This window comes from Spirosoma foliorum, from assembly GCF_014117325.1.
GTDB lineage: Bacteria > Bacteroidota > Bacteroidia > Cytophagales > Spirosomataceae > Spirosoma > Spirosoma foliorum.
In genome coordinates this window covers 3,183,115-3,207,504 of sequence record NZ_CP059732.1, presented here as the reverse complement: position 1 = coordinate 3,207,504, position 24,390 = coordinate 3,183,115, and the positions used below count along the sequence as shown (strand labels likewise).

Below are 24,390 nucleotides of genomic sequence, written 5' to 3'. Positions count from 1 at the left end.
ATTGACAGGATTGTGATGGTTTGCTTACCTGACAGCCAGTTTGTCAATTGCCCCTATGCATTGGTTGTTGATTTTTTATAGTAGCGCGGACAGGATGTCCGCGCTACTATAAAAAAGTTTTGTACTAGATAGGGGTAAGGTGCAGGTTAGTTGTCATAGAGCTAACCAAGCGTGTGTTTAGCGAAAAATGATAGCTTTGCAACCTCCTATCATCCACAAGCCTACAGCCGTGCCACCGATTGAGCAGGATATACTTTCGGCCATCCGAGACGGAAATGAGCGGGCATTTGAGTCGGTTTTTCGGCAGTACTATGCAGCGCTGTGCCGTTACGCCCGACAGCTGTTGCCCGACACTGATGAAGCCGAAGAAGAAGTACAAGCCATGTTTTTGTCCGTCTGGGAAAAACGGGAAGACTTGTACATTACCGTTTCGTTGAAATCCTACCTGTATCGGGCGGTGCATAACCGGTGTTTGAATCGACTAAAACACGCATCGGTTCGGGAAGAGCATCGGGAGTATACCCGTTATCTGGGTGACACCACAGCTGAATCGCCCATGCAGACATTGCTTGGCAATGAACTGTCGGTCCAGATTCAGTGGGCGATTCAAAAGTTGCCTGAACAGTGTCGATTGGCGTTTACACTAAGCCGATTTGAGGAACTGAAATACGGAGAGATTGCCGACCAATTGGGCATTTCCATCAAAACGGTTGAGAATCAGATTGGAAAGGCACTTCGTATTTTACGTACTGAATTGAGCGAGTATTTGCCCGTTGCCGTTGTGATAATGAATAATGTACAATGGCTAATGGATAATGTAGGCCGGCTTTTCCATATAGACTTGCTTGCTTTACTGATAACTGCTCATTTCGCATTATCCATTTTACATTATTCATTAGCAATCGTAAGTCATGTCTGATCAGCAACCTATAGATGATGCCCTGCTGGGCAAGTTTCTGGCGGGTGAAACCGATCCAGCTGAATCGGCGCGGGTACGGGCGTGGCTGGCTCGTCGCGAGGACAATCAAGCAGAAACGAGTCAAGACGATTTTGGCCGGTTCGAACGACTTTGGGAGGCTGCCGAACCCAATAAAACGGAAGTAGATACCGATGCCGCCTGGCGATCGGTTCGGCAGAAGATGCGAACAACCGATCGGAATCCTGTTTCCCGCAATGAACCGATCATCAAGCCGTTGCCGGTTCAGTCTACTAAATCGTATCGAGACTGGAATCAGACAATTCTTCGGGTAGCGGCTGTGCTGGCGTTGGTGGCGAGTTTTGGTGGATTGCTGTACAAATTCAGAACGATGAGTCATCGGCACCCGGCTGAGGGCGTGGTAACACTGGTAACCAATAATCAGAAAATCAGCAAAACCTTACCCGATGGCACCCATATTTTACTGAATAGCCATTCGATACTAACCTACCCCGTCGCTTTCGCCGATGATCGACGAGAGGTAACCTTAGTGGGGGAAGCTTTTTTTGAGGTTACGCCCGATGCCAGCCGTCCATTTCGGATCGATGCCCGCAAAAGTGTTGTGCAAGTGCTGGGTACGTCGTTTAGCGTTCGGGCTTATGATGATAACGTAAGCGTGGCCGTTCGGACGGGGAAAGTGCGTTTTTCCAGAGGGCGAAATAAGGTTCTACTGACCAAAAATCAGCAGGCAACGTTTGAGGAATCGGGTGACACAATTCGTCGAATGACGCAACTGTCGCCGAATGTATTTGCCTATAAAACAGGTCAGCTTGTTTTCGACAATGAACCGTTGCGTGATGTAATTCAGTCGATTAATCAGTTTTATAATGCCGATGTCCGACTGGCAAACGACCAGCTGGGTAACTGCCGTCTGACTACCCGATTCGATAAAACGTCGCTGGACGATGTGCTGGCCGTTACTGCCGAAACGCTCAGCCTGCATGTTCGTCATGAAGGAAGGCAGGTAATTTTAGACGGTACTGGGTGCCGATGAATAGGGGTAAGGATCAAGATAACTGTCTTGCTCTAAACTCATCAGAATACACCGTCATGCGCTATGTTCTCATTTTTGTTTTCCTACTTGTCAATGCCAGCCTTTTTGCTCAATCGGTTCCTCCGCTCGATCGGGTTATTTCGGTAGATATTCGAAATGCCACAATCGAAAGTGCCCTTCATCAGGTTAGTAGCGCCGGACGGTTTGAGTTTTCGTACAATCCAGATCGTGTCAATGCAAACGCTGTAGTGACCTTACGCTTGGTCAATACGCCTGTCCGTGACATACTTAATCGATTGTTTCAGAATCAGGTATCCTTCAAGTCACGAGGCAATCACGTTATCTTGGTTCGGGCTGAAGCGCCTGACCCAACGCCCAAAAACTTCCTGCTCGACGGGTATATTCTGGACGAACAAACGGGCGAACGCATAGCACAGGTCAGTATTTTCGAAAAGACAACCCTGGCGTCGACCGTCAGCAACCCATTTGGTTACTACCGGCTTCGCTTGGCGACCGACTTGCCAGCGGTACGACTGGATGTTCGGAAACAGGCGTATGTGGGCGAAACGGTTTTGATTAGATCGAGAAGTACGCATTCGCTCAGTATCCGAATGACGCCCATACCTGCCCGTATGCCGTTGGAAACGTTGCCCATACGCATCACGGAAGATACAACACGATCAATAGGGACATTGGCTGCTGTGCCGGTTGAAATGCCAGCGGTTTCGCCCGATACAACGGTTCAACAACGACCCGTCTCTGTTCTGGATCAGGGTCTTACACGAATCACGCGCGTTTTTGTTTCCGCTCAACAGATTATTCACGATGCCAACTTAAACCGCGACACACTCTACCGCGATTGGCAGGTGTCGTTTCTACCGTTCATTGGAACTAACCATCGATTGAGCGGACGAATCAGTAATCGTGTTTCCGTGAATATGCTGGTTGGTTATTCATTTGGTGTGCGTGCATTTGAACTAGGCGGTTTAATGAACCTTGTCCGTACGGATGTGCAGGGATTTCAGGCGGGTGGACTGGCTAACCTGGTAGGCGGTAAGCTTAAGGGCGTACAGCTTGGAGGGCTGGTTAACTATGCCAATCAAAACCTGAATGGTGTGCAGATCGGCGGTTTAGTAAACACCGCTGGCTTATCCGTCGACGGGCTTCAACTCGCGGGTTTAGTCAATTATGCGCATCGGGATGTGAGGGGTTGGCAGATTAGCGGTATTTTGAATCGGGCTCATCGCGTAACATTGGGGCATCAGATTGGGCTGGTCAACATTGCCGATACGGTAGGCAACGTTCCAATTGGCTTACTAAGTTATGTGCGTAAAGGCGGTTATCAGAGCCTGGAAGTAGCGGCCAATGAAGTCAATTTACTAAACGTCACGATTCGGACGGGTATGCGAAGACTATACAATATCCTTTCAGCAGGGCACAGTTTCGACCGGGTAGGAAGCCCCCGATTGAGTGCAGGTTATGGGCTTGGAAGCGCCTTTGGCTTATCGCGCGCTACATTCCTTAGTGTAGAAGGAACCTATCATCACCTGTTTTATTTCGATAAAGCGACCAGGAATGACGGCTGGAATAATCAGGTTCGATTGAGTACGCTGATCGAAACAAAATTTAGCCCGCATCTGTCGCTGGCATTCGGACCATCGGCCAACTGGTATTTCAGTAACGATGGAACCACTAAACCATTGCTACAACCTGAGGTGGCCCTTATTTCTGGCCGTAACGACATTTCGAATGCTACGCATAATTGGGGCTGGGTTGGTTTTCAGGTTGGGTTACGGTATAGTAATTTGTAGGCGTCTTCTGTTTAATTCAACTGAATCACTCTGTTGAAGTAGTATGGACTACGTTCGAGCGTTATCCGGTCTCTAACCGGGATGTAATAATCTAGAAAAGCCGGTCGGAGACCGGATAACACCACTTCGTAGTCCAGAGACTACGCCGAACAAAGGTTCACAGGCCGAGGATACCGGAAGGCCCAATTCGTCAATTAATTCAACTCAATCAATTAGACAGTAGAGGCAAAAAACAGCAGCGCGTCGGCAAGGTGTTCTTCCCAATAGGGCCATTCATGTCCCCCAGGATATTCGACATATTGGTGTGCTATGCCTTGCTCCGATAAACCCCGATGCAGGATACGATTGTGTTCGATCAACAAATCGTTCGTACCACAATCAAACCGAATTGGCGGGAGTTTCGCCCGATTTTGTACCATTAAGTCAAGTACAGATTCGTCAACGGAATTGGCTTGTCTGTACGAGCTGAGTGGCTCTTCGACAAAAAGGGGAAGTTGATCTACGTGCGTAATTGATGACATCCCACAAACGGCTTTAAATCGTTCAGGGTATTTAGCGGCCAATCGTAAAGCCCCAAAGCCACCCATCGACAAGCCCGCGATAAATAGCTGAGATGGAAAGATGGCCGCTTGATCAGGAGGCAATGCGGCTGCCGCTGCTTGCGGTACATCATCAACGATCCATCGCTCAAAATCAGAGCTATTATGAGGCAAATAACCGCTGCCATCGCCCCAAAGACCATCGGAAGGCATAGCCAGCATCATCGGGCGAATTCGACCTTCCCGAATTAATCGTTCAGCTGTTCGGTGGGCGCCACCTTTCAATGACCAGGCCCAATGGCTGCCGTAAACACCATGCAACAGAATGACGAGCGGTAAAGGCTCGTTGCCAATCAAATCAGGACCGGGAAGCCAGACGGTTAAATCACCCCGACCTTTCAGATTTGGCGTTTTTACCGTGATGGAGCGGAGGCCATCCTGCTCATAAGCCGGATTTGATAGCTCTATTGTTCGAAATGTTGAGGCCATCAGAAAACCAGTACGCCTTTGGCATTGCGTCCCTTCAGCATATCGTCGAAGGCAGTGTCGAGCTGGTGAAGGGAGTAAGTTCGGGTAATGAGATCATCCAGAATTAAGTCCCCTTTCTGGTATAAATTCAACAAGATGGGGATGTCAATTTCAGGGCGGCATTTTCCGTAGAGTGGATTGATGTAGATTTTGTCCCACTCGAACAGGTTCATGTCGATACTGATTTCCTGCTCAATTCCGCTAACCTGACAGGCAACGCCAGCGTTTCGGACCATCGCCAATGGTACAGCGCCGAGTTCGGGAATTGCAGTGCATTCGAACGCATAATCGGCACCGCGCCCGCCAGTTAACTGTTTAACTTGACTGACCGCCTGGGCTAATCCTTTATCGGCCCGGTCGGCCAGAATGGTGTGGGTAGCACCATAGCGAACAGCCATTTCCAGACGATTGGGGTTAACGTCGACCGCAATAATCATCCCGGCTCCCGAAATGCGTGCGCCTTGTATGACGTTCAGCCCAACGCCCCCCGTTCCCACCACAACCACCGATCGACCCGGTTTGACCTGGGCTGCATTCATGACGGAGCCTACGCCCGTCATGACCCCACAACCGACAATAGCCGCTGATGAGAACGGAATAGGAACGTTTGTTTTCACAACAGCGGCTTCGCGCACAACCGTAGCTCCCGACATAGTGCCGAGGCTAAAGGATCGTTCGATGGGTTGTCCGTTGTAGATGGTACGCTCCAGGGCCGCATGACCGCCACTGGCTTTATTGCCGGACGTAACCGGCGAGTTTACTTCGCAGATATGCTGATTGCCTTCCAGGCATTGAAAGCAATGCCCACACGGAATGGCCCAGTTAAGGATTACCGAATCGCCCGGTTTGACTTTCTGAACAAGCGGGCCTACACTGCGGACTATACCGGCACCTTCGTGGCCCATAACGATGGGTTTTCCCCAGGAAAGCGAGTCGAAGTCAGTATGGCAAATCCCGGCGGCTTTGATCTCAACCAGCACTTCGTCACCCTGCGGTTCATCAACGTCAATATAATCAATCTGGAAACTTCCCGTCCCGGTAGCAATGGCGGCTTCAACCTTCATAGTAGTGGTTTTACCTACTTAAAAGAAATGCCAAATAGCTTCCTACTTAGTGTTGGCTCAAACAAGATCGGAGGTACTGTAGGTTACTTATAACCGACACGATAGGTTTCTAAAAACCTACTCTTTGTGTCTATAGGTTTTGAGAAACCTCCCTGTCAGCTATAAGTAGCTGACAGCACTGGAAGAGCCTGTTTGGGCTAGCACTACAACCAGCGGCTGATGAACTGACCGAAAACGTCTTTGTACTGATCGCTAACCGGAATCATGGTTTGGCCAATCTGTACGGAGTTGCGCGTAACGGCATTGATTCGGTCGAGGGCGACAATGAACGACCGATGCACGCGCATGAACTGCTTGGTCGGTAATTTTTCTTCTAAAGTTTTAAGGCTGGTTAACGAGAGTAGTGGCTTGGTAGTGTCGCTTTGCCGATAGACTTTTACGTAGTCTTTTAGCCCTTCGATATACAAAATGTCATTATAAGCAACCCGAACTAACTGATACTCTACCTTCAGGAACAGATAGTCATCCGAAGGGTCAATGGGAATGGTTTGGGGAGCGACAACAGGCGATGATTCAGGACGTTGTACTAGCTCAAAGTAATTACGGGCCTTACTGGCCGCCCTTAGAAACTCTTCGTAGTTGAATGGTTTGAGCAGGTAATCGAGTGCATCAACCCGGAACCCATCGAGCGCAAATTGATCGAAGGCGGTTGTGAAAATGATCCGCGTTGTTTGTGCTCCCCGATTGCTGCGTTCCAGTACACGAGCCAGTTCCAGACCCGTTAAATCCGGCATCTGAATATCCAGAAAAATAACGTCTATGGGTGTCGTTATTAATGCCTGTAAAGCTTCGACAGCGCTGCTGTATCGGCCGACTAATTGGAGAAAAGGGGTCTTTTCGATGAACGCACAGACAAGGCCCAGAGCCAGCGGTTCGTCATCTACCGCAATACAGGAAAGTGTCATGCCAGATTAAGGGTAAGGTGTACATGGTATTCGCCAGCGGTCGTATGCTCATTGATTTGAAGTTCGTACTGCCCTGGATAAAGTAGATCGAGCCGACGGCGGGTGTTGGTCAGGCCAATGCCATTTCCTGTTTCGAGCGAGGGCGCTTTTTCAACAAATAATGTATTATGAACATCGAGTAATAATTTATTTGGCTCCTGTTCGATGGCGATATGTATCCGGCTTGGATGCATGGCACTGACGCCGTGTTTAAAGGCATTTTCTACAAAGGGAAGCAAGAGCATGGGCGCAATGGGCTGGTCATGCAATGGGTTTGGCGTATTGAACGTAACAGACACTTTATCGGTCAGGCGCAACTGCATAAGTTGGATATAGTCGCTAACGAACGATAACTCTTTACTCATCAGGGTAGTACCCGACTGAGTTTCATAAAGAACATAGCGCATCATTCGGGAGAGCCGATGGATAGCTTCACGGGCCGTTTCGGTATCGATTAACGTGAGCGCGTAAATATTGTTGAGCGTGTTGAAAAAGAAATGAGGGTTGATCTGGGCTTTCAGAAACGAGAGTTCGGAGGTTGTTTTCGCCTGTTCAAGGGAGATTCGAAGATTCGCATCATCCTGCCATTTTAACAACATCGCAATGCTAGTGCTAATCCCTAACACGAGCAGAATGGTAAACAAGGTAGGCTGAAGCCAGCCATAGAGTTTAGGTTTCCCCTTGCCATCGGGATGGAAAGCGAGGTGCATTTTCGTGGCTAGATCAAAGCCGAATTCAACACAAGCCACTAGAATCAGCACGGTAAGAATCATGGCAAATAAGGCCAGAATGTATTGACTGGTTTGTCCCTGCAAAAGCAACCGGGGAACCAGTCGCTGCGAATTCAAATAGAAAATGCAAACCATCAGGCCAAAGAAAATGCACTGTCTGACCCAGAAAAGACGAGGAAATTGGATGTCTGAATTAAACGACTGAGAAAAAAACAGCAGATAGCCCATTAAAAACCAGCCCAGTACGTGGATCAGTACAGGAACATAGCGTCGGGAAAACAGAGTAGCAGCCATAATTGTCAGGAAAGCTACAAGTTTACTGCAAATCTCCGACACCCCTTTAGCCAATCGCTGATTCCCCCAACTTTGCCGATGGCTTGCTTAGTTTGACCGATGAATGGCCTGATTTTTCAGTCGGTATAACTACTTAGCCATTCATCGTCTAAAATGGGCTATCTGCCGATGTTTTACAGTACTCAGTCTATTGCATTTTTTGGATTGATAGAACGGTAGTTGATTTGAACGATCAATCTGAAATCATTACATACCAATGCGTAAGCAACTTATACTTCGACTTCTAACATTTGGTCTCTGGAGCGGTCTGGCAATTGTTCAGACGGCCTATGCGCAATTTGGCGGCCCTCCAGGTGGTGGCCCCGGCGGACCTGGTGGTTTTGGCCAGGACAATGGACGTAAAAAAGCCGAGTTTACGGGCGTAGCCGACGACACTCCCAAAGGTAATGGCAAGATTGCCGGTGTTCTGGTCGATTCAACTTCCGGGAAACCCGTTGAGTTTGCGACCATCGCTCTCATGAATGTGAAAACCAATAAGCCTGTCGATGGGACAACATCGGATGCGAAAGGGGCTTTCACGCTCGCCAAATTAGCACCGGGCGAGTATCGGCTTCAGTACTCATTTATTGGTTATAAAACCCGCGATTCCAAGTCGTTCACGATTGCGAAAGGAACGGATATCAATCTGGGCTCCGTGAAACTGCCTGCCGATGTTCGCATGCTGGGTGAAGTGGTTGTAACCGGGAACGCTGCGTTGATTGAAGAGAAAGTAGACCGTCTGGTGTTCAATGCCGATAAAGATATGACTGCAAAAGGGGGCGACGCGTCGGATGTATTGAAACGCGTGCCGATGCTGTCGGTCGATCTGGATGGCAACGTGAGTCTACGGGGAAGTTCCAACATTCGGGTATTGATCAATAACAAACCATCGACAATTGTAGCGGCCAGCGTAGCCGATGCGCTTAAGCAAATCCCTGCCGACATGATCAAAACGGTAGAGGTAATTACGAGTCCTTCGGCTAAATACGATGCTGAAGGTGCCGCCGGTATTATCAACATCGTCACGAAAAAGAATACGCTACATGGCTTGACCTTGAATGTGGACGCGGGAGCAGGCCTTCGGGCATCTAACCTGGGCCTGAACGGTTCGTATCGGCAAGGAAAGCTGGGTATTACACTCGGTGGATTTGGTCGGGCAATGTACAACCATGCCTCCTCAACCTTAGATCAGACAACAACGTTTGGCGGGCAATCTGTGCGAACCAGTCAGGCAGGTACCGCCTTCGATAAGCCAGTATTTGGTCAGTATACCTTAGGCTTCGACTATGACCTGGCTAAGAACCAGTCGTTATCGGCCAATGTTCGCTATGGCACCCGCAATTTTGTTCAACAGCAGCAGCAATTGACCAGCACGTTTTCTGACAATGTGCTACAGAGCATAACTGACCGGGATGTAAATCGGAAAGATCTGTCAAACTCGGTCGATATGAATCTGGACTATGTTCGTACATTCAAACCACAGCAGGAGTGGAGTATTTCGACTCAATATAGCCGAACGGGACTGACAAATAATTTCTTCGCCGACCTGCTGAACACCAGTACCGGAGCCCTGACGGGCCGCCAGCAGAACCTGAATAATAATACTAACCAGGAAATAACCATTCAGTCGGACTATCAAACACCGATCCGGAAAAATCAATTACTGGAGTTTGGCGGTAAAGCCATTATGCGTCAGGTAGATAGCCGTTACCAGTATCTGGTAAGTGGTAGCTCAGGAGAACTGGCTGTAGATCAAACAAACCCTCCCGGATCGTTGAACTATAGTCAGAACATTGGCGCGGGCTATATCTCGTATACCTACGTAACACCAAGCAAATACACTTTTAAAGTAGGAACACGCTACGAACATACGGGCATTACAGCTACGGCTAATGAAAATACGCCATTAAATATTCCGGACTATAGCAACCTTGTGCCAAGTATTAACGTATCGAAGGGGTTGAAAGGCGGTACCACACTCAAAGCAGGTTACAATCGACGTATCCAACGGCCGGGTCTGCAACAGCTGAACCCGAACGTCAATGCGGCTAACCCGTTAACGATCTCGAAAGGTAACCCAAATCTGAGCCCCGAATTAACCGATAACGCTGAAGTAAGTTTGAGCACGACCATCAAGAAAACGTACCTGAACGCTTCGGTGTTTGGCCGGTTGACCAACAACGCAATAACGCAGGTTCGTATCCCTGGTGATACGGCACAAGGCTTTGCCGCAGGTTCTATTATTACGACGTTCCAGAATATCGGAGTGCAGCGTACGGTTGGGACGAACATTTTCTTCAACACGAACCTGACATCGAAATGGAGCCTCAACGGTGGCCTGGATGGTTACTATATGTACATGCAGGGCACAACCCAGGGTACTGATGGAAAAACTCAACTTATCGACAATTCTGGCATAAGTATTGGTGGACGATTGATGAGTCAGCTCCAATTGGATAAGGGCTGGAGTGCTCAGGTATTCAGCTTTTTCCGGGGACCAAGCCCACAACTGCAGGGAACGATGGGTAGCTTTTACATGTACTCGCTGGGCGTTCGGAAAGATCTGGCCAGCAAACGGGGCAGCATCGGACTGGCGGCAGAGAACTTTGCGGGTAATGGTGTAACCATGCGCACTACCCTGAATTCTCCGACGCTTACTCAGGTAAACGTTAACCACCTGTACAATGCAAACCTAAAAGTAACGTTCACCTACCGTATCGGTAAAATGACCTTTGAAGAGAATCGCCGGAAGTCGCGCTCGGTAAGTAACGACGATGTGAAAGGTGAAGGTGGTGGCGATGGTGGCGGACAGCCGCAGGCAGCACCTGCGGGTGGTGGACGTCCAAAATAAGTTTTTAGATTCTGTCGATGCGGCTAATCAGTGGTGATCGCATCGACAGAATCCAAAGAATCAATTAGTTAACTATATTGCTTAAATTCAATTTTCACCAATCCAATTCCAATCACACATGAAATCGATTCTATTTACAGTTGCTTCTTTACTTGCCTTTTCAGCGGCTAATGCACAAACCTGGGCAGTTGATAAAGCGCACTCAGGCGTAGGATTCACCGTTACGCACAATTTGCTGTCGGAGGTAGATGGTAAGTTTAAAACATTCGATGCCACAATTACATCGGCAAAACCCGATCTGTCGGATGCTACCTTTGCTTTTTCGGCTGACGTAAACAGCATCAGCACCGACAACGAACGGCGCGATGGTCACCTGAAAAGCCCCGATTTCTTTGATGCAGCGAAGTTTCCAACGCTAACGTTCAAGAGCACATCGTTCAAGAAAGTAGACGGTAAAAAGTACACGCTCGTAGGTGACCTGACCATGCATGGTGTAACGAAACCAGTAACCCTGGCGGTTGTGATGAATGGTCCCGTAACCGCGAAAGGCATGGGCGGCAAAGAGCAGGAAAAAGCTGGTTTTAAAGTAACGGGTACCCTGAAACGCTCTGATTTTGGCGTAGGTACAATTCCGGTTGTGGTGGTTAGTGATGAAATCGAACTAAAAGTTACCGGTGAATTCACCAAGCAATAAGTAATGAATATGCATTAGAACGCCCTGGCTTGTGTCTTATCAAGTCAGGGCGTTTTTTGTAAGCTGGCACGGGTAAATACCCGCGCCAGAAAATACAGCCAATTTAACTGAATTTATGATACGACATACCGTTGTTTTTAAGCTGAAGGATCAAATTGATTCGCTGCAGGAGCAGGCATTTTTCGAGGCTGCGTTAGCATTAGCCGCTATACCTGGCGTGCAAAAATTTGAAGGCCTGAAGCAAATTGGAACGAAAAACAATTTCAATTTTGGGCTGTCTATGGAGTTCGATAGTGCAGAGAAGTATGCTTACTATAACAACCATCCGGCCCATGTTCAGTTTGTACAGGAGCATTGGATCCCAACAGTACAGGATTTCCTGGAAATAGACTACGAACCCTTGGAGCCTGTTGCTGGAAATTCATAAAAGAGTGATTGAACATCAGGTTGTTATGCTTACATTAGCCTTGTCAATCAACGTATTCTTTTAAAACTAAACTCAATCAACATGAAACGACTATATGCCGTGCTGACCATCGGGTGTGCTGGCCTTTTATTGCTGGCAACAACAACCCGTTCGCCTAAAAGCAAGTATGGATTGGAAGTTGGAACACCGACCATTAAGTCGATCAATGCTTTGACATTTGGCCCTGAGGGCGTCTTATTCATTGGCGATGGAAAGAGTGCCACCGTGTTTGCGATTGATACCAAAGACGCCAACCTTGTCGAGAAACCCAATGCGGTCGATGTCAAAAATATTGATCAGAAGATTGCGGCTCTTTTGGGTACGGAGGTAAAGAATATCACCATTCAGGATATTGCCGTAAATCCGCAATCGAAGACTGTGTACTGCGCGGTGCAACATAGCGATGGAACGCCCGTATTGCTCAAGGTGGAAGGAGATAAAATTACACCTGTATCGTTGAAAGATGTTCCCTTCTCAACGCTGGCGCTAACCAACGCCCCGGCCGAAGATGCCAAAGATGGCCGAGGAGAGCCTTTACGCGTTGCGTCCATTTCCGATATGGGTTTTGCCGACGGCAAGCTGCTGGTGAGTGGATTGTCGAATCAGCAGTTTGGCTCTACCTTCCGCAGTATTCCATTTCCGTTTACCAAGGCGCAGGATCAGGCTTCGCTCGAAATCTACCACGCTGCGCACGGCCGATATGAAACAATGGCTCCGATCAAGACCTTTACAACGACGGAGATAAAGGGTAAAAAATATTTGTTGGCCAGCTACACCTGCACCCCGCTGGTTTTGTTTCCACTCGATGAGCTAAAGGCTGGCAGTCATGTGAAAGGTCGTACGGTTGCCGAAATGGGGAGTGGTAACCAGCCGCTGGATATGGTCATTCTGAAAAAAGGGAATGAATCATTTTTGATGATGGCCAATTCGAGTCGACCCGTATTTAAGGTGAAAGCCAAAAGTATTGAAGCCTATCAGGGTTCGTTGACCACACCGGTGGAAGAAAACTTTGCGACTGCCGGCGTCGATTTCGTTTCATTACCCGTTACAAACGTGATCCAGCTAGACAAACTCGATGACTCAAGAATGGTATTACTGCAACGTCGATCCAATGGCAACCTTGATCTTTGGACCTCCAGTGAGCGGTATTTGTAATCAATTCCAGTTTGCGAAAATCAGGTTATACACCATGTATAGCCTGATTTTTTTTGTTTGTGGCTTATTGCTGAACTGTCGTCAGTCAGAAAAAACGAGCATCGAAATCCAGTGGTCAGACAAACGGGCTACGGGTATTTCCATACCTAAGCCGTTGCTTCAGTCGGTGCCAGTCGATTCGCTGGGTCAATTGCTGGTGGTACGGCTGGCAGGAAAAACGACGGCTATTGCGGGGGCTATCAGCCAACGTAATGAGGCTGTTATTTTTGAGCCATTGATTCCGTTCACCCGCGGACTACACTATACGGTTTGGCTGCGCAATAACCAGCTCGGCGAACTGGCTATTCCAACGTTGGCGTCTGACGATAAACCTGAACTCCTGGCGATTTACCCGACACAGGATTCGCTGCCGGATAACCTGCTGAAAATCTACCTGAAGTTCTCCCGGCCGATGCGGGAGGGGCAATCGCTGAATTATGTTTCGTTAATCAAAAACAAAACGGATACATTGTCGGGTGTCTTTCTGGATCTTCAACCAGAGCTATGGAATGCCGACCGGACGATGCTGACGCTCTGGCTGGACCCCGGTCGAATCAAACGCGATTTACAGCCGAACAAACGATTAGGAACGCCCTTGCAGGCTGGCGAGTACTACCAGCTCATTATTTCCCCTTCCTGGCCCGATCAACAGGGAGCCACCTTGGCGAAGTCAATAACTAAGTCCTTCCAGACGATTTCACGAGATAGCGTTTCCCCCGCTCCAACTCGATGGACGATCTCTCCGCCGAAATCAGGAAGTGTGCAACCATTGGAAGTTGCGTTTGGTGAAACGCTTGATTATAGCTTGCTAAGCGAAACAATGCATGTGTTCACACCCACTGGGCAACTGGTTGCAGGGAGCTGGCAAATCGGAAACGAAGAGAAAATGGGCTTATTTACGCCAGACGTGCCGTGCCAAACAGGAGAGTATCGAATCCGAATCGAAGGGCGATTGGAAGATCTCGCGGGCAATAATCTGAACCGCCTTTTTGATCGTGACATAACCCGTAAAGAACTATCTAAAAAGTCCCAATCATTTGCCGAGTTAAGATTTGTAGTTCGTTAAGCAGGTGTACTGAAAATGAATAATTTAGTTTTGGTTTTAAAAGCCTATAAATCAGATGTCGAGATTCATAGGCATTCAGCTTATCAAATTGTTTTTACTACAGATAATCCTTTTTTGACTGTATGCGACAATAAAAAATGTGAAAATATCTTTGGTTTTGTTATCAAACCACAAGTTGAGCATTCCTGCACTTGTAGCAATAGCAATTTAATCATAATGAATATAGAGACGTATTCATTTATGGGTGAAAAATTAGCAGAAAAGTTAGGTGATAAACATGCTGAACTATTCCGAAATCGAGACGAGTTTATGGATTTCTTTATGCTATCCGGCAATGAAATTAGAATCCAGGATATTGTAAAGTCTATTCAACTAAATGATGACCTTCAACGAGTAGATAGTAGGATACTTAATGCCATTGAGCTGATAAATAGTGGTTACCAATCTAATAGGTTAACCCTTGAGTACATCGCAAAAACTGTCTGCTTATCGCCTTCTCGGCTGATTTTTTTGTTTAAGCAGCAAACCGGAAGTAGTATCATGAAGCTTCTGGTTTGGATTAGAGTCAGGAATGCCATAGCACGTATTCTTACCCAAAAAGATGAGTTGTTTACCTCCATTGCCTACGAATGCGGCTTTTATGACTCGGCGCAAATGAACAAATATATGTATCAACTATTTGGTATATCCCCGTCGAAACTCAGGAAGAAAAGTGATTTGATACAATTTTTACAATGACCCTACAGTGAACTTTGTGTTTGTTTTTAATCGAAGCTGTTTGGGGTTTCTTATTTCAGTTGAATCGTTTTTTTTGTCATGCTGACGAAGGAAGCATCTTAAAGTCGACTATCAAGTAGTTTTAAGATGCTTCCTTCGTCAGCATGACAAAAACTCTTGATTTTGACTTGAAAAGAAAAGCCTAAACAGCCTCATTATTAAATAATTTTTAATAGCGCAGGCAATGAATAGAATATTAGTTTTAATTACGTTGGCAGAAAATGGGATTGCGCAAATAAAAGCAACCCCAGAACTACCAAAGCGGGAAATGGAGTTTGTGAATCGTTGGAAAGAAGAAGGCCTATTAGAGAGTTTTTTTATTGCCACGTCTAAAAAAGATGCCATTCTTATTTTTAAAAATGTTGATGAACAAAAGGCGAAAAGCCTTATCGAAACACTGCCGTACTTCCCGTATATGCATAAGATAGATTACTATATTTTGGATAAACAATTCTAATTGGTAATTCAAAAAGAGGATTGGTTGATATAGGGCTTTCTTATAAAATTGAGACTCTTTTGTAGTAGCCTGAACGTCCACGTCCGGGTAGAAATTCAGCTATTTCTACCCGGACGTGGACGTTCAGGCTACTACAAAAGAGTCTCAATTTAGAAAATCCAGATATAGAGGGTCTTATAAGGATTCTTGTTTTCTAATATATGCCCGAAATTGGTCGGATTTAGCCCGCTATTTGTCGCTTTTACACACCGTTTGTTGGGTTGCCTTGCTATAAATTTGTTGCGTTAACAACCAGTAAGCAACATGCAAACAATCACGACATTTCTGACCTTTAACGACCAGGCCGAAGAAGCCGCCAAGCTCTACACCTCCGTATTTAAGAACTCAAAAATTAACCGGGTTAGCCATTATGGCGAAGGGGCGCCTATACCAGCGGGCAGTGTCATGTCGGTCACGTTTGAGCTTGATGGGCAGGGGTTTTTTGCCCTGAATGGCGGTCCTCATTTTAAGTTTTCGGATGGAATTTCGCTCTTTGTGAACTGCAATACGCAGAAGGAAATAGACTACTATTGGGAAAAGCTCACCGAAGGCGGGGCACCAGGTCCCTGCGGCTGGCTGAAAGACAAATTCGGTGTATCGTGGCAGATTGTGCCTTCGAACCTGGGTAAATTACTGGGAAACAAAGACCCCGAAAAGGCAAAGCGAGCGATGGCTGCCATGATGAAGATGTCGAAGTTGGACATTAAGACATTAGAAGAAGCCTAAACCTGATAAGAATGGGCCTTACTTTCGATAACCAGTAAATTTTCTAGGGGTCATCGAAGGTAAGGGCTGTTGCCTAGTTGACGATATTTAATATGAACTTCGCGTATTCGATCATTTCAGGGTAGTGTCTACTAAATTAGAAACTATTGTTTCAAGGGAAGGACCTCTCGTAAACCATATCGGGTATACCGTTTTAGGCTGGGTTGAGGGCGTTTGTGGGTTGCCGATATAAGCCGTTCCCAAATCTCGTTTGTCCAGGAATACCCCTGTGCCATGCATCTTTACGGGACCATAATAGAGTCCGTATTGTGGCTTTATCCCGTAGGCGGTCTTTAATTTTTGATGCAATGCGTCGGATTGTCGGTTCCCGTTAACAATCAACTCAGTTTCAGTTAATCCAAACCAGTCAACATCGGTCGGACTGGCTACTACTTTCTCCTGAACTAGTGCCGAAATAACTCCTCGAACACGTTCCTGATCGTACGAGATGTCTGGCGCTGTTCGTAGTTTTTTCTTAGACCAGTCCTGTAGTTTGGCTGAGCTATCGGGCAGCGTTGTCGCATGTTTTTTATATAGGACTTACGCAAAGGCAACTGAAGGATTCGCCAACTCTTGACGAAGGTAAGCATCTAATAAGCCTTGTTTGAGTTGGTAAACCGTTTTCTTAGTCTGATAAGCCAACTGTTTAAAACGTAACCAAGTCAGAGCCGCTAAGCCAATGTGATTGCGTTGACTACGAGCTAATCGACATTGACAACATTCCAGACCCGTGATCTGCTTATCTTCTCGATGAAACTGCTCAATTGTCCAACGAATACCACTTTTTTCTTCAGCGGCACTCGTCTCATTTTGAGCTAAATCGTTGGTGACGATATAGTCCGTCCGGTGGGTAGACACCAGTACGCGGAACAGTTTAAGATAGGTGTTTTGAGGCATCTTGTGTACTTTAACCAGCTTACCCTGCTGCACCTGTTGAGCTGACCAGCTCAGATAGCTGACAGGTTGATACGATTCTTTGCCACCTGAATCATCGACCTTACGGTTGCTCTTGATAGGACAGTAAAACAGTTTTTCATTGGTAATGAGCCACTTGAAGAGGTCGGTCACAGCATACCAACTGTCCATTAAGACGATTCGATAACTGATCTGGCGGGGTGCTAGTTGGTTAAGCATGTCCAACACATGATCCAACTTGCTTTTTCCATCCTCATCGGGATTAAAAATACGGTAGTCAATGAGCCAGAACTGATTAATTTTAGGATTGAAGTAGACACAATTAACCACACCGATGCCTTTGATGATTCCATGAGCATTTCCACTGTATTGCCGACGAACCAGTTCAATTTTATGACTATGTTCTTTATTGAGCACGGTATCATCAAAGAGGATATAGCCATCGGTATCCAGTTGAATTTGGTGGCGGACATGTTGCCAGACCTGGCGAGGTGCCACTCGGCTAGCTTTGAGAAAGTACTGCACATTGTCATGGGTGATCCCTTCCAGGTGATCAGCCAAGTAGGTAGCCGTATAGTTGATCTGGCTACTCAGTAGAAACTGTCCGTAAAGTTGTGCGGTGACCTTCAAGCTATTTTTTATTTCAATTTACCACTTTTGCGTAAGTCCTATTATAATTAGCTAGCTTCTCGGATTGGCTGGATAGGTCAGTTGTTTGCTTTACTGATTTTCCAGTAGCGTCTTTTTCCGTCTGCGATTGGAGATGATTGCGTTTACTCGCTTGCGCTTGTTTTAACCGACTAAGTTGCTGGCGCTGATTTTCGGCTGCTTTGGCTTTGAACTCAGTCACTGTTTCCTGTTTTACCTTCGATTTTTCCGCCATTGCCCGGTCAATTTGGGGTAGCAGTTCACTGTAAGTAGCTCGTTCACTTTCGGATAGAGAGACCCCATTAACGTCCAGAGCGACAAGTTGATTATTGATAATTTTTAGATGGTATTGATTGCCCTGGTCATCACGAACCATAATTTCCCGATTGGCCATATCGTGGTTGTTATTCACAAACAAAATGCTGGTAAAGGTGCGGGTTGTATCCCTGGGCGTTGTGTTAGGCGCACTGGGTAGTTGAATGTGCTGGTCCTGGTTCAGGATGGCTGCTTTAACGGGGCTGTAATGAGCTGTTTTATACGCCCTAATTAAGAAGCAGAGACATGAAAACTCTTCCGTTTCAGGTAGAAGGGTTTACTGAGAATATGTATTAAGAATACTAGACTGCACTTTTAATATCTGTCAACTCTAATCCGGTGAATTCGATATGGCTTGTATTAAGAAAACCAACCTTCTCTTGAAATACGAGCGGATGATGGATAAAAACCATCCGGAGTATATCCAAGAGAAGTGGTGGAATAAATAGGGGATAGTTGCTTTAAAGGCCTACTCCGCCAGTCACTTCTAGGCGCTGACCATTCACCCATTTCGCATCTTCACTACAAAGGAAGGCTACTACACCCCCAATATCGTCAGGAAGTCCAACCCGTCCCAAAGCCGTAATGCCCGCTACAAAATTTCGCATTTCCGGCGAATCCGGCATGGTACTGCCCCCAAAAATAGCACCAGGGGCCACTACATTGGCGCGGATGCCCCGTGGCCCCAATTCCAGGGCAAGGTATCGTGTATAGACATCGATTGCACCTTTCATGATCGCATAGGCCGATACGCCCGAAAAGGTCTGGCGGGAAACGGCGGATGAGATATTAACGATCCGTCCACCCTCTCGCATCTGCTCGAGTGCCTTCTGGGTAAAGAAGTAGACCCCTTTCAGATGGACGTTCATCATTTCGTCGAATTGGGCTTCAGTCGTTTCGGTGATTGGAGCGCTTACGCTAGTGCCGGCATTGTTGATGAGAAAATCGAAGCGGTCTGTTGCAAATCGATCTGGCAATATCACTTGTAGTTGTTCGAAAAAAGCAGGGAAGCCACTGGTTTGTGAGATGTCGAGCGGCAGTGCAACGGCTTTACGGCCAACCGATTGGATGACAGCAACGGTAGCATCTGCTTCCGATTTATTGCTAATGTAGGTAAATACGATGTCGACACCTTTTTGCGCCAGGTTCATCGCAATGTTCTTGCCTATTCCACGGCTTCCGCCGGTGATAAGTGCTATTTTCTGAGTTGTCATCGGACTTTTGTATAAACTAAAAACGAATACAAAAGTCCGGCAAAAGAGCACGTCAGGGTTTGTGGCTGTCAATCCATTTTATGTATAATTCAAACTTTGTGCCTGACGGCGAAAGGCACCGGGAGACAACGACGTTTCACTTTTGAAGAATTTGGCGAAATGCGCGAAATCAGAAAAACCCAGACTGTCGGCGATTTCGGCGATGGTCCAGTCTGTATGGAGTAGCAAGGCCCTGGCTTCCTGCACCAGGCGACCCGAGATAAGTTCGGTAGTTGTTAGTCCCGTGGATTCCCGGAGTACTTTATTCAAATGATTCACATGTACAGCGAGCTGGTCAGCAAACTGTTTTGCCGTCCGCAGGGCGATTTTCTGCTGTGGATTTTCAAGCGGAAATTGCCGTTCCAATAACTCGATAAACAGGGAGGTTGTCCGGGCAAATGCGCTATGATTGGGATGCAGCATCGTAGTTGATTGTAGCTTTTGACCGATATGAACAAGCTCGATCGTATAGGCACGCAACAAGTCGTATTTATAGGCATAATTAGACGTAATCTCAGCCTCCATATTGTCAAAAATGGCTTGAACACGTGTAGCTTGGGTTTCCGACAAGGCGTAAACCGGGTGTTCCGGAGATTTAAAAATGGGAAGCTCGTCGAGTATCACACCACTTTTAGTCGGGTGGAGGAAGTCGGCAGTGAACACGCAAAACTGTCCGGTTTGCCGGCCCATGGGCCACCAGGTAAACGGACTTTTGGGCGTGGTGAAGATTAGGGAGGGCTGATTGATTTCGATGGTGCGGTCGGGATACTCGGCCCGCGATTTTCCGGTCAGAAAATTAATCTTATAAAAGGCCCGGCAGGCGTAGGGCATTGCCGGTTTCTCCCGACTTGTCTGGGTAAGTTGGGTCAAGTTAAAGACGTTAAAATGGCCCACTTCGTGCTGTATACCCTCAGGTAGCAAGGCGCTCAGTTCCGTTGAGGTGCCGCTGGACAAACTGCTGCAAAGTGCTTCAAAGGAGGTTACGCTCATCTTGTTCTAGTGTGAAAATCAAATTTACATACTAACAACAAAACGCGGCTATCAGTTTAGTCTATGGCCATATACATGAAAGTTGCTTCGTCTCACTTGAGAGGTATTACTATGACTACTTTATTCCCAATAGCTGTTTGGAATTTTAGTAGATGGGAAGAGCGTATGCTACTGGTATAGGTTTACAATGGAGAACAAGGCTGCCAATCAGCTTGATATTGCACATTTCCGTACCGAACTTTTTTATAAGGGTACCATTTTAGTGGTTGATAGCCTTGACCCTGGTGAGCCTGATCAGGCGTTTTATAGCCTAAAGACGCGTGCGGTCGTACTGAATTGTAAGCACCAATGGCCTGCTCGATAGCCGTTTCAGCCACACCAAAAGTAGGGAACCCCCACAGATGAAAGTCTTCTTTTAGGGTACGGAAAACCCGTTCCGCTAAAGCATTCTCGTTTGGATCACCCGACTCGGTCATACTAATGGTAATTGTAGCTTGACGCAATCGATCCACATAAGCCCCCGAACAATACTGAACGCCCCGATCGGAGTGGTGGATCAGCGGTTGATTCGGCTGACCACGCGTTTTTAGGGCCATCTCCAAAGCCGCTACTGGCCCTTTGGCTTCTAACGTTTTGTGGAATGACCAGCCTACAATTTTACGCGAATACGCATCCATAATCACCGATAAATAGGCAAAGCCAATCCCCACCCGAATGTAACTCAGATCACTGACCCAGAGCTGACCCACTCGATCTGGTTTGAGCTCTTTAACCTGATTAGGATACTTCTCTAAATCATGATCGGAATCGGTCGTTTTAACTCTTGATCGTTTCTTAGAAAGCAGTAAAGTATTGTCTTTCAGTAATTTATGTAACCTGTCGCGTCCTAACTTGATTTGATGAGAAGCCAGAAAATCCTGCATCGGCTCATACAATTTAGTCGTGCCCAAACCCGCAACTTGCTTACGCAATCGTCTGACTTCAGCCAGAACAATGGCTGCCTGAAAGCCCCGTTTTTCCTGACGCCGGGTAGCCGCATACCAGGCCTGTCTTGTCATCCCAAACACTCCGCACAACTGCTCCATACCCACCAGGGGATAGCGACGAGTCAGTTTTTGAAGGGTTTGGTGCCAGACTTTTTTAAGATCGGGATCTGAAACTGTTCTTCGGCAATTTGGATGGCCGTCTGATAAGCCTCAGCTTTGAGTTTAAGGAGTTTATTTTCCTCTTCAGTGGCAGCCAGACGTCGTTCCAGCGCTTTGACGTAGGCATCTTGATCGTGCTTTTTCATGGATTTGTAACAGCGATACGGGTACAAATAAGGGGCTAATCGGTGCTTGAAATACCATCGGTTCAACTGACGCAATTCGGTCAGGGAAATGTGCAGGCATCGTTCAATGTCAAGGGCTTCGGCAATCTCGGCTCGAAAGACTTCAACGACCCTTCGCTTGAAATGAAGCGATTTTCTACTTTTCTTATTTCGTTGTAATACGCTAATATACATAAGCTTACCGATTTACTGTACACAGAAATCAGTAGCATACGGTAAAGCCTGTGAGCGGTATTATGACGACCTGACAGAAACCATCTTTGAAGGACACCATCAACCTTTAAAGGTCTGGATACTTTGTCTTTACCTGATGAGTTTGAACCTGTCTAATGCCCAGATTGCCCACGAGTTGGGGCTTTCAGAAAGCGACCTGCACCTGATGGCTTCGTTGCTGCGTGAAGGCGTTTATGAAAACATGAGTCATCCCGAATTTTGCGTGATGGCAAAAGCCACCATCAATGCATTGGCGATGGCTAAACGCAATCGATAGATCGGCACCGAAACGCTTCGGTGCCGATTGCCTGTTCGGGGTGCCCACCGCTTCAAGAACAGGGGTACCCAACCCGGCCAGTTGCGCAACAAAGACAACAGAAAATCATATACTAGAGCCACCACCCCTAACAACTTGAGTCGACTCGGCCAAAACCACAATCGGGGCGATTCCATGCCTAACTCGGCTTTGCCAGCCCGAAACGCCTGCTCAATCTGCCAGCGATGCATATAGCTGTGCACCAGCTGCCAAGCCTCTTTAACTGAATCAATGGCTACACTCGTCAGCAGATACATCGGCGGTTGACGGTGTTTCTTGTCCCGAACTACAATTAGATATAGCGTTGTTTGAGTAAACTCCGCATGGACGACTGCCGTCCAGCCCACACTGACATGCTTGGTGAGCTTACGCTCCTTATCGCGCAGCAATTTATGTCCCTGAGCCGGACAGCTACGAGCCAGCAGATGGGTCTGTTTAGTACCTTTCTGCGCATGGGTCAGTAAGTAATTTTTTTTCCAGCGCACCAGAAAATCCTGCTGAAAGTGCAACATCCACTCCAAGGTCCAGTGACTGGCGTACCCCCGGTCCAAGCTATGTAACACCGACTCAGGGAGCGAATCCTGTAGGGCTTTGAGCATGCGGTAGATGATGTTGGTGCCCACCTCCTTATACTTGCCTCGGGTGGTCCACCAACTCATCTGAACCACACTCGGCACCTCGCCCAGAGCCGACAAGAGTACGCCCGTCCACTGGAAGCCCGGTACGCAGATGCGAGCTGAAGGAGGCTTGAAAAAGCCTTTTTTGATCTTGGTGAGTCGCTTGCCCTTACTGCTTTCGACCGAACAGAGTCCTTCGACAAACCAGCTCTCGGGCTTCTCTAGCCGACTGTCATCCCATAACAGCAGCGGACGTTTGCCCACCGCCCGGAGCTGGTTAATGCGCTGTTTTGCCTTATCAAAGAAGAACTCATCCACTAAAGAGGCTGACCACTTTTGGCATCGTAAGAGGTTGCTGATACGCTTGGTGCCCGCCGGAGCATGCGCATGACCAGCAACGTATCCGCCTAACTCACTCAGCAAGAGGGCCATTTTGGTATTACGAAATAGCAAGATACTGTTAAATAGGGTCGAGAAGGTGGCTACTAGCCGTTTATCAATCTGCTCAAGGAGTTTGGCTTCCAAGGGCTGCAGATACTGCTGGACTTTGGCCTGTAAAAAAGCGGCACTGGTTGACTTTGGGGCGTGAATAACCGTATTTTGTTGGCATGTCCTGGACATAAAAAGACCTCCCTTCTAGTTTTGGCGTTGTGGTGATGCTCAAAACTACGAAAGGAGGTTCTTTTTTAGTAAGACCCTAAAATTCGGGATGACTCATGTTTGTCGGGTCAGGTAGAAGCCGATGAGCTTTACGTAATTGCTGGCCACAAAGGACAACGGGGGATACCCCAAAAAAAGGCCGCAAAGCCCGACGGCGACGCTTAAAAGGTAAGCGTCGCCGTGGTAGTGCTGCTGACAATAAACCACCCATTTTAGGCTTGCTGGAACGGGGGGGATTAGTACGCATCTGGATGCTTGCCAATGTGCAGCGTAAAACTATTCAGCCCCTAATTGAGCAAAGCGTTCAGCAGGGTAGCCTTTTTTATAGGGATGAGTATAATATTTACAACTGGCTATCAGACTCGTACATTCACAAAACGGTCACCCCTAGTCAGGGTGAATATGCCCGTGATGAGGACGGAGAGGGTAAACACAAAGTTCATGTCAACACGATGGAATGTTTTTGCCGGGCCGCCGTTGCGGAGTTTACTACGCCCCTGGCTACGAGTCCATCGAGGTCTATCTCAGGAACGCTTACCCTACTATCTGGCCTTCTTTGAATGTCTTTACAATCTGCGCAAACGCGGCCAGGTGGCTCTATCGGGGCTGATCACCTTGCTGATAACAACTTGAAACCCAAATTGAGCCATGGTTTTTATGCGTTGGATCGGCCGTTGTTCCATAATAAAGTCAAAACTTGATTTTTAGTGCGCTTGGTCCCATTGGTCAAAACCAACAGCCGGTAGATGTACGCCTACCGACTGTACTTTGTCGCCTTTCCAGGCACAAACAACACAGATTTTTCCTGATTTCATAAAAAGAGGTTCGACAGCTGATAGGCATT

Annotated in this window: 22 protein-coding genes and 1 pseudogene; 12 read left to right on the top strand and 11 right to left on the bottom strand. The window is 47.3% G+C overall.

Translation table 11 applies throughout. From position 1 onward, the window contains the following. Positions 1 to 187 precede the first annotated feature (187 nt). The 3 genes from H3H32_RS13430 to H3H32_RS13420 are packed head-to-tail and all read left to right on the top strand — an operon-like array spanning position 188 to position 3,781. Positions 188 to 919 carry an RNA polymerase sigma-70 factor gene (locus H3H32_RS13430; RefSeq protein WP_182463192.1) on the top strand — a complete coding sequence of 244 codons (732 nt, stop codon included), beginning with the start codon at positions 188 to 190 and terminating at the stop codon, positions 917 to 919. Next, entirely contained in the window at positions 912 to 1,970 is a 1,059-nt protein-coding gene (locus H3H32_RS13425; protein ID WP_182463191.1) for a FecR domain-containing protein, read from the top strand. The genes H3H32_RS13430 and H3H32_RS13425 overlap by 8 nt, the downstream gene beginning before the upstream one ends. A 56-nt stretch (positions 1,971 to 2,026) precedes the next feature. Next, on the top strand, positions 2,027 to 3,781 hold the full coding sequence (locus H3H32_RS13420; RefSeq protein ID WP_182463190.1) for an STN and carboxypeptidase regulatory-like domain-containing protein: 1,755 nt from the start codon (positions 2,027 to 2,029) through the stop codon (positions 3,779 to 3,781). 212 nt (positions 3,782 to 3,993) lie between these two features. On the opposite strand, the gene H3H32_RS13415 is transcribed toward H3H32_RS13420, so the two are convergent. The 4 genes from H3H32_RS13415 to H3H32_RS13400 form a co-directional block, all read right to left on the bottom strand. Beyond that, positions 3,994 to 4,809 carry an alpha/beta hydrolase gene (locus H3H32_RS13415; protein WP_182463189.1) on the bottom strand — a complete coding sequence of 272 codons (816 nt, stop codon included), beginning with the start codon at positions 4,807 to 4,809 and terminating at the stop codon, positions 3,994 to 3,996. Next, positions 4,809 to 5,912 (bottom strand): alcohol dehydrogenase catalytic domain-containing protein, encoded by a 1,104-nt coding sequence (locus H3H32_RS13410; protein ID WP_182463188.1) that lies wholly within the window; start codon positions 5,910 to 5,912, stop codon positions 4,809 to 4,811. The genes H3H32_RS13415 and H3H32_RS13410 overlap by 1 nt, the downstream gene beginning before the upstream one ends. A 203-nt stretch (positions 5,913 to 6,115) precedes the next feature. After that, complete coding sequence (locus H3H32_RS13405) at positions 6,116 to 6,877, bottom strand: LytR/AlgR family response regulator transcription factor (protein WP_182463187.1); 762 nt, start codon at positions 6,875 to 6,877, stop codon at positions 6,116 to 6,118. After that, a complete protein-coding gene (locus H3H32_RS13400) occupies positions 6,874 to 7,941 on the bottom strand; it encodes a sensor histidine kinase (RefSeq protein ID WP_182463186.1) in 1,068 nt (355 codons plus the stop codon). The genes H3H32_RS13405 and H3H32_RS13400 overlap by 4 nt, the downstream gene beginning before the upstream one ends. Positions 7,942 to 8,197: 256 nt before the next feature. On the opposite strand from H3H32_RS13400, the gene H3H32_RS13395 reads away from it, so the two are divergent. The 8 genes from H3H32_RS13395 to H3H32_RS13360 all read left to right on the top strand — a co-directional run bounded on the left by H3H32_RS13395 (position 8,198) and on the right by H3H32_RS13360 (position 16,250). Beyond that, positions 8,198 to 10,831: a TonB-dependent receptor gene (locus H3H32_RS13395; RefSeq protein WP_182463185.1), complete on the top strand. Its 2,634-nt coding sequence runs from the start codon at positions 8,198 to 8,200 to the stop codon at positions 10,829 to 10,831. Positions 10,832 to 10,949: 118 nt separating this feature from the next. After that, positions 10,950 to 11,525, top strand: a complete 576-nt coding sequence (locus H3H32_RS13390) for a YceI family protein (protein WP_182463184.1) — start codon at positions 10,950 to 10,952, stop codon at positions 11,523 to 11,525. A 115-nt stretch (positions 11,526 to 11,640) separates the two neighbouring features. Next, complete coding sequence (locus H3H32_RS13385) at positions 11,641 to 11,952, top strand: Dabb family protein (RefSeq protein WP_182463183.1); 312 nt, start codon at positions 11,641 to 11,643, stop codon at positions 11,950 to 11,952. A gap of 81 nt (positions 11,953 to 12,033) precedes the next feature. Further along, the gene (locus H3H32_RS13380) at positions 12,034 to 13,146 is read left to right on the top strand and encodes a hypothetical protein (RefSeq protein WP_182463182.1); all 1,113 of its coding nucleotides are present in this window, start codon (positions 12,034 to 12,036) and stop codon (positions 13,144 to 13,146) included. Beyond that, a complete protein-coding gene (locus tag H3H32_RS13375; protein ID WP_240543761.1) occupies positions 13,103 to 14,251 on the top strand; it encodes a hypothetical protein in 1,149 nt (382 codons plus the stop codon). The genes H3H32_RS13380 and H3H32_RS13375 overlap by 44 nt, the downstream gene beginning before the upstream one ends. A gap of 15 nt (positions 14,252 to 14,266) precedes the next feature. Continuing rightward, positions 14,267 to 14,989 (top strand): helix-turn-helix domain-containing protein, encoded by a 723-nt coding sequence (locus tag H3H32_RS13370; RefSeq protein WP_182463181.1) that lies wholly within the window; start codon positions 14,267 to 14,269, stop codon positions 14,987 to 14,989. A 223-nt stretch (positions 14,990 to 15,212) separates the two neighbouring features. Beyond that, positions 15,213 to 15,485, top strand: coding sequence for a hypothetical protein (locus H3H32_RS13365; RefSeq protein WP_182463180.1), 273 nt, complete (start codon positions 15,213 to 15,215; stop codon positions 15,483 to 15,485). A gap of 303 nt (positions 15,486 to 15,788) precedes the next feature. Next, positions 15,789 to 16,250 carry a VOC family protein gene (locus H3H32_RS13360; RefSeq protein ID WP_182463179.1) on the top strand — a complete coding sequence of 154 codons (462 nt, stop codon included), beginning with the start codon at positions 15,789 to 15,791 and terminating at the stop codon, positions 16,248 to 16,250. A 579-nt stretch (positions 16,251 to 16,829) separates the two neighbouring features. On the opposite strand, the gene H3H32_RS13355 is transcribed toward H3H32_RS13360, so the two are convergent. The 7 genes from H3H32_RS13355 to H3H32_RS13325 all read right to left on the bottom strand — a co-directional run bounded on the left by H3H32_RS13355 (position 16,830) and on the right by H3H32_RS13325 (position 23,507). Then, positions 16,830 to 17,834 carry an IS701 family transposase gene (locus H3H32_RS13355; protein WP_182458304.1) on the bottom strand — a complete coding sequence of 335 codons (1,005 nt, stop codon included), beginning with the start codon at positions 17,832 to 17,834 and terminating at the stop codon, positions 16,830 to 16,832. Between the two features lie 13 nt (positions 17,835 to 17,847). Continuing rightward, the gene (locus H3H32_RS13350) at positions 17,848 to 18,264 is read right to left on the bottom strand and encodes a hypothetical protein (RefSeq protein WP_182463178.1); all 417 of its coding nucleotides are present in this window, start codon (positions 18,262 to 18,264) and stop codon (positions 17,848 to 17,850) included. A 364-nt stretch (positions 18,265 to 18,628) separates the two neighbouring features. Beyond that, the gene (locus H3H32_RS13345) at positions 18,629 to 19,381 is read right to left on the bottom strand and encodes an SDR family NAD(P)-dependent oxidoreductase (RefSeq protein WP_182463177.1); all 753 of its coding nucleotides are present in this window, start codon (positions 19,379 to 19,381) and stop codon (positions 18,629 to 18,631) included. A 78-nt stretch (positions 19,382 to 19,459) separates the two neighbouring features. Beyond that, positions 19,460 to 20,410, bottom strand: coding sequence for a helix-turn-helix domain-containing protein (locus H3H32_RS13340; protein WP_182463176.1), 951 nt, complete (start codon positions 20,408 to 20,410; stop codon positions 19,460 to 19,462). A gap of 182 nt (positions 20,411 to 20,592) precedes the next feature. Next, positions 20,593 to 21,495 (bottom strand): IS3 family transposase, encoded by a 903-nt coding sequence (locus H3H32_RS13335; RefSeq protein WP_182463175.1) that lies wholly within the window; start codon positions 21,493 to 21,495, stop codon positions 20,593 to 20,595. A 23-nt stretch (positions 21,496 to 21,518) separates the two neighbouring features. After that, positions 21,519 to 21,914 (bottom strand): hypothetical protein, encoded by a 396-nt coding sequence (locus H3H32_RS13330; protein ID WP_182462110.1) that lies wholly within the window; start codon positions 21,912 to 21,914, stop codon positions 21,519 to 21,521. Between the two features lie 246 nt (positions 21,915 to 22,160). Further along, entirely contained in the window at positions 22,161 to 23,507 is a 1,347-nt protein-coding gene (locus H3H32_RS13325) for a transposase (protein WP_182463174.1), read from the bottom strand. A 173-nt stretch (positions 23,508 to 23,680) separates the two neighbouring features. Here H3H32_RS13325 and H3H32_RS13320 point away from each other — a divergent pair. Next, positions 23,681 to 24,106: pseudogene (locus H3H32_RS13320) on the top strand (transposase); the annotation flags it as partial. Between the last annotated feature and the right edge of the window lie 284 nt (positions 24,107 to 24,390).